The 10198-nt window shown below is 33.5% G+C and carries 13 protein-coding genes; 3 read left to right on the top strand and 10 right to left on the bottom strand.

Features of this window, described 5'->3' with window-relative positions:
• Positions 1-243: 243 nt before the first annotated feature.
• Together Megvenef_RS04735 and Megvenef_RS04730 are read right to left on the bottom strand one after the other, a co-directional pair.
• Positions 244-450 carry a cold-shock protein gene (locus Megvenef_RS04735; protein WP_322776835.1) on the bottom strand — a complete coding sequence of 69 codons (207 nt, stop codon included), beginning with the start codon at positions 448-450 and terminating at the stop codon, positions 244-246.
• Between the two features lie 316 nt (positions 451-766).
• Positions 767-1708, bottom strand: coding sequence for a mitochondrial fission ELM1 family protein (locus Megvenef_RS04730; protein WP_322776834.1), 942 nt, complete (start codon positions 1706-1708; stop codon positions 767-769).
• 232 nt (positions 1709-1940) lie between these two features.
• Between Megvenef_RS04730 and Megvenef_RS04725 the strand changes: the two genes are divergently transcribed.
• Together Megvenef_RS04725 and Megvenef_RS04720 are read left to right on the top strand one after the other, a co-directional pair.
• The gene (locus Megvenef_RS04725) at positions 1941-2231 is read left to right on the top strand and encodes a hypothetical protein (RefSeq protein ID WP_322776833.1); all 291 of its coding nucleotides are present in this window, start codon (positions 1941-1943) and stop codon (positions 2229-2231) included.
• 130 nt (positions 2232-2361) lie between these two features.
• Positions 2362-2592 carry a hypothetical protein gene (locus Megvenef_RS04720; RefSeq protein WP_322776832.1) on the top strand — a complete coding sequence of 77 codons (231 nt, stop codon included), beginning with the start codon at positions 2362-2364 and terminating at the stop codon, positions 2590-2592.
• Here Megvenef_RS04720 and Megvenef_RS04715 read toward each other — a convergent pair.
• The 8 genes from Megvenef_RS04715 to Megvenef_RS04680 form a co-directional block, all read right to left on the bottom strand.
• On the bottom strand, positions 2571-3950 hold the full coding sequence (locus tag Megvenef_RS04715; RefSeq protein WP_322776831.1) for a phosphohexomutase domain-containing protein: 1380 nt from the start codon (positions 3948-3950) through the stop codon (positions 2571-2573). The two genes, Megvenef_RS04720 and Megvenef_RS04715, sit on opposite strands and share 22 nt — an antisense overlap.
• Positions 3951-4023: 73 nt before the next feature.
• Complete coding sequence (locus Megvenef_RS04710; RefSeq protein WP_322776830.1) at positions 4024-5106, bottom strand: mannose-1-phosphate guanylyltransferase; 1083 nt, start codon at positions 5104-5106, stop codon at positions 4024-4026.
• 560 nt (positions 5107-5666) lie between these two features.
• The gene (locus tag Megvenef_RS04705) at positions 5667-6140 is read right to left on the bottom strand and encodes a F0F1 ATP synthase subunit B family protein (RefSeq protein WP_322776829.1); all 474 of its coding nucleotides are present in this window, start codon (positions 6138-6140) and stop codon (positions 5667-5669) included.
• The gene (locus Megvenef_RS04700) at positions 6137-6616 is read right to left on the bottom strand and encodes a F0F1 ATP synthase subunit B family protein (protein ID WP_322776828.1); all 480 of its coding nucleotides are present in this window, start codon (positions 6614-6616) and stop codon (positions 6137-6139) included. Before Megvenef_RS04700 ends, Megvenef_RS04705 begins: the two co-directional genes overlap by 4 nt.
• Positions 6617-6894: 278 nt before the next feature.
• Entirely contained in the window at positions 6895-7119 is a 225-nt protein-coding gene (locus Megvenef_RS04695; RefSeq protein ID WP_322776827.1) for a F0F1 ATP synthase subunit C, read from the bottom strand.
• A 234-nt stretch (positions 7120-7353) separates the two neighbouring features.
• A complete protein-coding gene (locus Megvenef_RS04690; RefSeq protein WP_322776826.1) occupies positions 7354-8082 on the bottom strand; it encodes a F0F1 ATP synthase subunit A in 729 nt (242 codons plus the stop codon).
• On the bottom strand, positions 8072-8341 hold the full coding sequence (locus Megvenef_RS04685) for an AtpZ/AtpI family protein (RefSeq protein WP_322776825.1): 270 nt from the start codon (positions 8339-8341) through the stop codon (positions 8072-8074). The genes Megvenef_RS04690 and Megvenef_RS04685 overlap by 11 nt, the downstream gene beginning before the upstream one ends.
• The gene (locus Megvenef_RS04680) at positions 8334-9086 is read right to left on the bottom strand and encodes a thioredoxin domain-containing protein (protein WP_322776824.1); all 753 of its coding nucleotides are present in this window, start codon (positions 9084-9086) and stop codon (positions 8334-8336) included. The genes Megvenef_RS04685 and Megvenef_RS04680 overlap by 8 nt, the downstream gene beginning before the upstream one ends.
• 784 nt (positions 9087-9870) lie before the next feature.
• Between Megvenef_RS04680 and Megvenef_RS04675 the strand changes: the two genes are divergently transcribed.
• The coding region (locus tag Megvenef_RS04675) for a transposase (RefSeq protein ID WP_322776028.1) at positions 9871-10198 on the top strand (328 nt) is incomplete at its 3' end.

Here is a 10198-nt window from a genome sequence, read left to right as displayed (position 1 = left end):
CTATGGCTCATTTTATGATCAAATTCGAAGGGAGAATTTAAGTGCCTATAATCGAATTTACACAAATAGATGGAAAGGCTCAAGGCTTAGTACACCGATTAATGTGGGGTTTTCCCATCATTATCTTAGTATTGTCAATTACATTTGGAATATTTTTAAAATTTCCTACTCATTCATAAAAAAAAACCCCTGATAAATCAAGGGCTTTTCGTATAAGTAACTTTTACTCGTATCTTAAGAACTTTAGTTAATAAGCTCTATTTTAACAGCAGAAGTTTTACCTTTTTGATCTTCCAGTTCATAACTAACTTTCTGACCATCATTAAGTGTAGATATGCCAGCACGCTCTAAAGCGCTTATGTGCACAAATACATCTTTATTACCATCATCTGGTTGAATAAAACCGTAACCTTTATCTGGGTTGAACCACTTTACTTTTCCGTTTGCCATTTTGACTCCTTAAGTTTTTAGTTATCTCTGCTAATTTTAGCAGCATTAATCAAGAGTTATTGTCCGCTTATCTTTAACTCCTGCAGGAAATAAGGAGCTTTTATTCATTAATCAAGTATATTGAATAAAACCTATAGTCTCTGGCAGTAAGTATTAAGAGTTACATAGAAAACCCTACTATTATGATACATAAACCAAGAAAAAATACAAGTAGAACTAAAACTAATTATCTAAAATATCAGTTTAGAATAATGAAATATATGTCATTTTATCCCCTTTTCTGCTGTAAAAATATATTTTTATCCCAAACTGGATCTTAAAGTATTTTCTTGTTTATTATTTCCGCAACTTTTGAAATTTCAGCAAGAGGCTCATAATCATATTTTTCTAAATTATTTACAGACAGATCTAACCTCTTTGCTAAGCCAAGATCCACTAATTGTTGGATAAAATAATTGTGTTTCCTTAATTTAAAACTTGGTGGACAAAACACATAAACTGGCTTCCCTGTACTCACAGCTTCACTACACATCGAAATAGAGTCGGTTGTAGATATGATATATTCTGCTCTACCAAGAACCGCTGGATATGGATTTGATTCTCCACTAAGCGGGTCATAAATAACATTTGGCCAAACAAACTTCTTTGTAAAGTGGCTTTTCACCAATGGTGGAGTTCTTCTGCTAAAGGTAATAAACAATTGTAAGGAATGGTCTTGTGAAATATTTATCAATGCTTTGGAAAGAAGCTCAGCATTATCCGTCGTCAGTTTATAACCTTTTGTTGAACCACCTATTATCACTGCAATATAATTTTTAATTTCAGGATATTTAGTGTCAAAATCACTTTGTGATTTTTGGATTTTCTCTTGCACATTTGTAAGTGCACCAATTACCCTCACTATGTTTGGTAATGTATAGTTAAAACTATCATGCTGAGGAAGAATAATTAAGTCAAATTCCTTTGGCTTAATATTAGGTCGCATTATTTGGATAATTTTTATTTTGTCATTAGACAATTTCTTTAAATATAGCGCAAGTGCTGCCGTTCTCCTACCGGCAGAAATAACTACATCGGGCAATGGTTCTTTCTTCAAATTTGAGAGCACTGACTTTTTAATATGAATTGGAAACATACTAAGGAAATAGCTTGGCAAAGATCCAAAGCTATTATATTCAATATTTTTTATTTCATATTGCTTGCCAATTGTTTCGGCGAGCTCAATTGCTTGGTTGGCATTACCAATCCTATTATCCACTAGAACCCAGACTATAGGCGCTTTCACCATATTTATATTACCATTTGTGCTCATCTCGCTATTCTAGCATCCTTAACGCAAAACGGAAATGACAATTTCTACAAAAATTTAATAATTTAAGTTTTCTCTTTTCTAAAAAAACAAAATTAATTTGTTAAGTATTTTTTAATTATATGGGTTTATCGTATTATTTAGTGGGTTGTGATATTAATTTAGTATAAGGAGGATCTTTATGTCCAAGAAAAAATCATTTTGGGACTGGCTTTTCGGAACGTCATGTTGTGGGGGAAGAGATAAAGATAAGGCTTATACTGGCGAAGAAAGAGAAGAAGACAAGGATAGATCTGGAGACAAAGATAAAACCTTAACAACTAGACAAGAGTTAGAGCAAGAATTTGATGATCAACCAGGATCAGTTTTTAGAGAAATTGATTTACACGAAGATAGCGTATATCGTACCGGAATTTCCGGGGAATATGAGCAAGGGCAAGGGGATAATGATGGTAGTGTAGAAATTAGATAAAATCATTTGTATAAGAGAATAAATTCTCAAGGAGTATTTTTAGGCTTGATGCTTTTATAATGAAAGTATATAAGAGCATCTGCAATTTAATTGCAGATGCTCTTAATATATTTGTAGGTAATTTAAATTTATGGCTAGAACAAAACAAAGCCAAGAAGCTAGAAGCAACGCAGAGGTACTAAAGAACTTGGTTAAGGATCAACTGCAATTTCAACCTGAGGATCAGCTTCAACAACAAAATACTGATAAAACTAATGATCAAATCTTTATATGCGATGCAAATGGTTGTGAGTCTGTTCAAAGCACTAATCTAATTGGTGATTTATTATTTACAGAATATTATTCTGATCCTGATGAATAAGAATTGATTACTGCTTCAATCTCAGCAATACGTTCTGAGATTGATTCCTCTTCACCTTTAACTTCCAAATTTAACCTGATTAGCGGCTCAGTGTTTGATTCTCGTAAATTAAAACGCCAATCAGTAAATTCTAAGCTAATACCATCCATCCGGTCAATACGAGGATTTTTAGCTGCAAAATGGTCTTCCAACCTTTTAATTATTTCTACTGTATTTTCAACCTTATAGTTTATTTCACCACTACAAGGAAACTTACTAATCCTATTTCCTACTAGGACAGAAAGATTATCGCCAGTTTTACTTATAAGCTCAGAAACCAGTAGCCATGGTAACATTCCACTGTCACAATAGGCAAATTGTCTGAAATAATGATGCGCACTCATCTCGCCACCATAAATCGCATTCTCTTGGCGCATTTTCTCCTTAATAAAACTATGCCCGGATTTGCATTGCAGCGGCACCCCACCATGTTCTTTTACTATATCAATAGTATTCCATGTTAACCTAGGGTCATGTATTATTTTCTGATTAGGGTATTTCTTAAGAAAATTTTCTGCCAGCAGCCCAACAATATAATAACCTTCAATGAACTCACCATTTTCATCAAATAAAAAACACCGATCAAAATCTCCATCCCACGCAATTCCAAAATCGGCTTTATTATATATTACCGCCTCTGAAGTAGCTAAGCGGTTTTCTGGAATCATCGGATTTGGCACACCATTTGGAAAATTACCATCCGGCTGCTCGTTAATATAAACAAATTCAAATGGCAAAAATTTCTCTAGCAGTTTAATAACAATTCCAGCGGGCCCATTACCTGGATTAACAACAATTTTTAATGGCTTGAGTTTTTTTATATCAACATATTCAGTAAGGTGAGAAATATAAGAAGTTTTATCTTCCTTTAATAACTCTGATCCCTTTGATCCACTAAAAGTGGGATTAGGTGAATTAAGGATATAGTCATGAATATCTTTTAAACCATCAGATAGCGAAATAGGTCTGCTACCACGACTTACCATCTTCATCCCATTGTAACCCTTTGGATTATGAGATGCGGTAACCATTATTCCACCTCCAACACCACTATTTTCATTACTGAAGGTGTGAAAATATACCTCCTCGGTACCACACAGACCAATATTAATTACACTCGATCCAGAATCAATTAACCCGCTTATTAGAGCCTTGGTAAGCGATAAGCTCTCTAGCCTCACATCATAGCCAACAACTACTTTTCCGGGATTAATAATAGCAGAGTATGCCAAACCAATCTTATACGCAAGCTCCTCATCCAATTCATATGGGACCTTTCCCCTTATATCATAAGCTTTGAAACAAAGTAATTTATTCATATTATAAAAAAGTCCATACTAATTTTGTTAAAATTACTATAGCAGCTTTAGTCTTGGAGAAAAAAGGTAATTTTTATGCTAGTTCCAGTAATTTCGATTTTTCCTGTAAATCAGCAAATATTTCTTTAGCACTAGATACTTTCTTCTTATTTATTACTAAAAAACCATTTTCTGATTCAATTATTGCTAGATTCTTGACACCAACTACAGCAATTGTTTTATTACTACCACTCTCAACATAGCAATTAATGCTATCATAGAGTTTGACATTACCCTTTACTCTATTACCATCCTTATCCTTAGGCTTTAGCATACTCATGGATTCCCAATTCCCAATATCACTCCATCCTATATCACAAGCAACAACTGCTATTTGGCTAGATTTTTCTAGAAGCGCATAATCAATTGAAATTTCTGGAATTGTCTCCCAAATAAGCGAACTTAAAAGTAATTCTCGATAATAACCCGAATTGGTAGAAGATATTGATGTATGAATAGTCTGAATAACCCTTGATAGCATATCAAAGCAATGGGTTTCCAGCTCCTTTATAATTGTTTTTGCAGTACAGCACAAAATACCAGAATTCCAAAGAAATTTTTCTGATTTTAGATAGCCTACGGCAAGAGCAAATGAAGGTTTCTCAATAAAGCGTATAGCTTCATTATTAATATATTCAATATAACCATAATTAGTCTCAGGATAGAAAGGCTTGATACCAAAAGTTACTATTTTCCCTTGTTTTGCTAAGCTTTGTGCCTGTAGTACTGCATTTGAAAACGCAACTGAATCCAAAATAATATGATCAGATGGTAATATCAATATTACCTCATCAGGCCCATAATTATGGAGAACATGAACCACGGCGGCGGCTATTGCAGCCGCTGTATCTCTGCCAGAAGGCTCAATTATTAATTCTTTCCTAATACTATTACTAGTAATAGTATTAACCTCGTCATACTGCTCTTTTACCGCCGATACACAATCTGAAGTAGTAACTGTAATTATATTACTCACTGACTCGATTTCAATAGCTCTTATGAAAGCCTTTTGGATAAAACTCTCATTATTTACCTTTATAAATGGCTTAGGCTTTTGCCTAGTTGATACGGGCCATAAACGACTACCAGCGCCGCCTGCTAAAATCACCGCATGCATATGTTATAACTTAATTAGTAACTAGTTTTAAAACTAGGATTCTATTAACTTATAGTTATATGTCAAACTTGTAATCAAGAGTTGATTATAAAGCTATGTGAAAATATAAATATTGTGGCATCAAAACTGTAAGGTAAGTAGATATATTTATATTTCTTATTTAATATATCTAAAATATTAACATTACTTGCTAAAATGTGATTTTAGAGTTTATAAATCTTACGAATAAGAAAAAAATATTACCCTTCCGGAATAATAAGGTTTGATAATTAACTTAGAGTTGATGTAAGAAACGATGATAATCTAGGATCTAGACAACATAGGGCTGTCATACCGGGCTTGACCATGCGTCTCAGGAAACGGATGAGATACGAGATCGAGTACCAGGATGATTACGGCATTTGGTTGATGTTGTAATCCGAGCCTAAATCGTCATGCTTGACAGACTTTAGTCCTAATTTTTACCAGAAATATTTACTTCTTAAATCAAGCCAGGTTAATTAACCTGCGTTTGGGTTATTGGGATAAGATAATCCAATGTGATTTGCCATATAAATAAACTATTTCTTTAAAAAACGTTCAATTATTTCCTGGTCAGAAACATCATTGTTTTTAGTTTGAGTAAGGTAGGTCTTGACCAACTTTAAAACGGTTTCGGTAAACTCAAATCTGAGTATATCACTCGCTTTTTCTCTTTCATTGTCTATGGCTTTTATAGCCGAGTCTTTTTTACGCGCTAATAACAAACTTAGCTCTTTGTTCCTTGTTTCTACAAGACGCTCAATACTATTTTGTGCACTCTCTAGTATATCTTTTTTTCTTACTTCAAAATCGCCAAGTTCTTTCTCTACTTTATCCAGCAAGCTCTTCGCATCTGCTTTAAGTTTCTCAGCCTGAGCAAGTTTTTGTTTTATTTCTTCTATTCTGGCATCAAGAGATGCTATTATTGCTTTTTTAACAGGCCTATAAGCTAAATATATGAATATTACGAAACAAACTGCAACCACAAAGCTTTCGTCGAAAAAATGCATCATTTTGTTTTCTCATGAATCTTCTTAAGTAAGTCTATATCAGCATCCTTATTTGTAACTTTCTGAATTATAAAAGCCGCTAATTTGATACACGATACTGGCTCATTTAGATGAAATGTATCGACATAAGCTTTTATTTCGGCAAGAGCCTTTTCTTTTTTCTTATCAAGAACAAGAGATAGTTCCTTTGTTTGATGTAAAAAGCGCAAGTCCATTAGTTCAAATGCCTGTTTATTAAGCTCTTCAACATGTAAATTAACCTCATCAAGTTTATTTTCACGCAAATTTTCTATCGACTTAGCTTTTTTACTATATTCTTCTGCATGATTGATGTTTTCTTCTAAAAAACTATTTCTTTGCATTAAAATAGTCTCAGCCTTTGGAGCTATGAACTTACTTATAAGAAAATAAAGAAATCCAAAAACAATAACCAGCCAAAATAGCTGGGAACTAAAAGAAGATACATCAAACTGTGGCATAATCTTGTCCTTTTAATATTATTATTTATCCTAAATTTTCTTATTTAATCTGATACTTAATCTGATCTATGGATAAGAAATTATGGATTTATTTGGCATCACAGCTTGTTATCCTTGTAAAAAGTTATCCTGAACTTGATTCAGGAGCTTTTTCTGCTGCCTGAGATCCTGAATCAAGTTACTTTTTCTCTCGCTTAGGCTTTATACTCTTCATGACAAGTTCTTGTCAAAACACTATTTTTTACTACAATTAGCCTGATTTAATCTGAGACTTGGTATCAAGTAAAGATTAAAAGCATCGCAATAACAAACGAGAATAAACCCATCGCTTCAGCAAGACCTGCACCAATAAGAGCCATTCTCTGCAATTGATCAGCCGCAGATGGATTACGTGCAATTGAATTAAGCAAGGAACCAAAGATATTACCTACACCTAAAGCTGCTCCCAGCATACCAAAAGCCATAAGACCTGCACCAATATATTTTAAAGCCATTGCATCCATTTTCTTCTCCTAAAATTATTATTGAACTAAATCAAGTAGTCATCAGCTTTCCAAAATCCCCAGCTTCAAACTTATACTATTTCCCATTATTAAATAATTCAAACAGATTTTGCAGGAAAGTGATGTGCTAATGTATAATCTCTACTTTGTACAAACACTTATTCTGAAAATTCATTCATCCAACTTAAAATAGGATTTGGTATTACTTGAACCAAAACCACCTACAAAAATTGACTAATGCAGGTTTAACGCATCGTTGAGATAAACACAGGATAATATTGTAAAAATATAAGCCTGTAACGCTGCAACGAATAACTCAAAACCTATTAAAACCACTATAAAAGGTATAGGTAGAATCTTTAAATAAATGGCCATTGAAACTACAAATCCAGCCATAACCTTAAGTAACACATGGCCTGCAACCATATTAGCTGCCAATCGAAGTGATAGGCTAACTGGCCTAGCCAAATATGCAAATAATTCTATTACAACCATGAGAGGAGCAAGCCACCAAGGAGTACCAGCTGGCAAAAATAGAGAGAAAAAATGAAATCCATGCAAATATATTCCAAACAACGTAACTAGCAAAAATACCATCATGGCTAAAGCAAAAGTAATGGAAATGTGGCTAGTAACAGTAAATCCATAAGGAATCATACCGAACACATTACAAGTAAGTATAAACATGAATAAAGTAAAAATCAGTGGCACAAATTTCTTGCCTTTTGCACCAACATTCTGATCCAACATGCCTGTAATCATTCCGTAAACTAATTCACCACTAAGCTGAAATCTAGATGGAACAAGTCCTTTGCCTCGAAATGCTAGCATAAAGTAAAACACTATAAACACGCCAACAACTAGCATAAACAGGGAAGAGTTAGTAATGCTTGTGTCGTAGCCAAAAATCTGCAGATTGACTATTTCTTTAACTCTAAACTGATCTAGTGGACTATGCGCCATTATTTTTAATGTATTTATTCCAAATTGACCTAAAAACTGCAATTGTCGCGAGTATTAAACAGATTATAAGGAAGGCTGGCTTGGAATCAAACAAATTGTCAAAAAACAAACCAATTATTACTCCAACTATAACTCCTGACACCAATTCTACTGCTATATTGAATGCAGCACTTCCACCACTTAAGACTGAGCTTTTATTTTTTTCAGCCTTCAGCTTATCTATTTCTCTTTCAATTTCTTCATACTTTTTATTACTCATTAGAAATCACTACATTTTCTATTGCTTGCGATAGTTCTTCAAACGTATAAGGCTTAGTAAATTGCTTACCGTTTATAAAAAAACTCGGAGTTCCTACAAATTTTGGTTCCCTTGCTATAAGCTTAGTATTTTCTATCAAAATTTCAATCTTTGCTTCATCATTTAAACATTTTGCATATTTTTCAGGTCCTATCCCTCCAAGAGTCCCAATATTTGTTAGAACTTCACGATAGTTTTTGCCAAATGCCCAATTATCCTGTTGTTCTAAAATAACCTTTATAAAATTAAGATAGCTTTCTAAACCACCATCGCAGCGTGCAAGAACTGTCGCATCTAAATCCTGCTTATTACCTATAAATTCTCTTATAACGTAAGCCACCTTACCAGTATCAATATATTTTGCTTTAAGTTCCGGAAGTATTCTTTTGTGATATGTCACACAGTGAGGACATGTAGGCGAAAAGTATTCAACAACAACGATTTTCGAATTACGATTTCCTAAAACCATATCATCAGGCTCAACGTCATATCCCCTTACATGTTTTGGCTTTTCAACTTCAACTTTTTCAGCTTGTTGTTTTGCTTTTTCCTCTTCAGTTTTTTTTGTAGCATCATCCTTACAATCTTCAAGTTTTTTACTATAATTTTCTATCTGATCTTTGGCAGGAGTTTCTGCTTCCTTAGCTTCATTGCAAGCAATTAGCAAAAACAAACTTAGTACTAGAAGGAAAAATTTTCTGAACATATGGTATAATAGAGCCTAGCATTTATATAAATTTATCATTCAACTTGCTATCTGGAATTAGCAAATGGTATCAGATCCTTTCTAACACAGGAAGACAGTGAAATTAAGATAAATTGCATCTTTAATATCATTTTAGGCAACAATTGTCTTTTACTAACAACCATCTTAGCACGCCAAGTGTTCAAACTGAATTACAACAATGCTATGTCGTTTGAATTGAATTAGCATATATTTATAGGAAAGATTTCGTCTTTTAAATATCGCTGTGAATACTCCAAATGCAAATCCATTTTGGGTATGAATAGCGTTTTAAAAGACAAAAGATAAAAAGAAATTTATGCTAATTCAACTTAAAACAACTAATAGTTTACAATACGAACAATTAAAACTGCTAACTAGTTTTAACTAACCTAAACTATGGAAAGCATATAGTTTTGTAAATGCTGCTTTACCACACGCACTGTCTGCTGAACTTAGATTTAACATGATCGCCGGCCATACCTCTTGATTCAGGATCTTCTTCTGTCTCGAATCCTGGATAAGGCATGCGAAGCCCCATAAATTCAAGATGACTTACAAGCCCTGGGTGACTGGTGTTTGCTCTGATGACTTTAAAATATAACAACTATGTTGCCTAACAAATCCCTGATCTATTATCCATAGTTAGTCCCTCCGTCAAAACTCTCCCCGCCTGAATTAACAAGGGGTTTCATGTCATAAACAGCTTACAAAATCCATAAGAAAATGGTATAATTACCGCATAAAGCTTACGGATTTTAAAATTATGCCTATAGAAAATATTACTTTTCTCCAAAAACAAGAAAGGTTATTTGAAGAGAAATTATCTACAAAACTAAATCCTAAAAACAAGTTATATAAACTAAGGGATTTAGTAAATTGGTCTGAACTTGAAGCCAGAGCATTGCCTAACATTGAAATCAAGCAATTTGGTAGAAATAAGAAAGATCATAGAGTAATGCTAGCACTATCAATGCTTCAAGCTATGTACAACGGTTCTGATTCGTTTACGGAGGAAGAGCTAAAGGAAAATATTTATTGGCAATATTTTTGTGGTTATGAATATTTGCAGCAAGATCTTGATGTGTCTGAAG

It is taken from the genome of Candidatus Megaera venefica (assembly GCF_034554655.1).
GTDB lineage: Bacteria > Pseudomonadota > Alphaproteobacteria > Rickettsiales > Rickettsiaceae > Megaera_A > Megaera_A venefica.
Note: the sequence above shows the minus strand (reverse complement) of the source record. Positions and strands in the feature narration are given on the sequence as shown.

Excerpts from the sequence above, each read along its gene's own strand:
- Megvenef_RS04680 (WP_322776824.1), bottom strand. The coding sequence starts at position 9,086 with ATGTTCAGAAAATTTTTCCTTCTAGTACTAAGTTTGTTTTTGCTAATT.
- Megvenef_RS04735 (WP_322776835.1), bottom strand. The coding sequence starts at position 450 with ATGGCAAACGGAAAAGTAAAGTGGTTCAACCCAGATAAAGGTTACGGT.
- Megvenef_RS04690 (WP_322776826.1), bottom strand. The coding sequence starts at position 8,082 with ATGGCGCATAGTCCACTAGATCAGTTTAGAGTTAAAGAAATAGTCAAT.
- Megvenef_RS04720 (WP_322776832.1), top strand. The coding sequence starts at position 2,362 with ATGGCTAGAACAAAACAAAGCCAAGAAGCTAGAAGCAACGCAGAGGTA.
- Megvenef_RS04710 (WP_322776830.1), bottom strand. The coding sequence starts at position 5,106 with ATGCATGCGGTGATTTTAGCAGGCGGCGCTGGTAGTCGTTTATGGCCC.
- Megvenef_RS04725 (WP_322776833.1), top strand. The coding sequence starts at position 1,941 with ATGTCCAAGAAAAAATCATTTTGGGACTGGCTTTTCGGAACGTCATGT.
- Megvenef_RS04705 (WP_322776829.1), bottom strand. The coding sequence starts at position 6,140 with ATGATGCATTTTTTCGACGAAAGCTTTGTGGTTGCAGTTTGTTTCGTA.
- Megvenef_RS04715 (WP_322776831.1), bottom strand. The coding sequence starts at position 3,950 with ATGAATAAATTACTTTGTTTCAAAGCTTATGATATAAGGGGAAAGGTC.
- Megvenef_RS04685 (WP_322776825.1), bottom strand. The coding sequence starts at position 8,341 with ATGAGTAATAAAAAGTATGAAGAAATTGAAAGAGAAATAGATAAGCTG.
- Megvenef_RS04695 (WP_322776827.1), bottom strand. The coding sequence starts at position 7,119 with ATGGATGCAATGGCTTTAAAATATATTGGTGCAGGTCTTATGGCTTTT.
- Megvenef_RS04700 (WP_322776828.1), bottom strand. The coding sequence starts at position 6,616 with ATGCCACAGTTTGATGTATCTTCTTTTAGTTCCCAGCTATTTTGGCTG.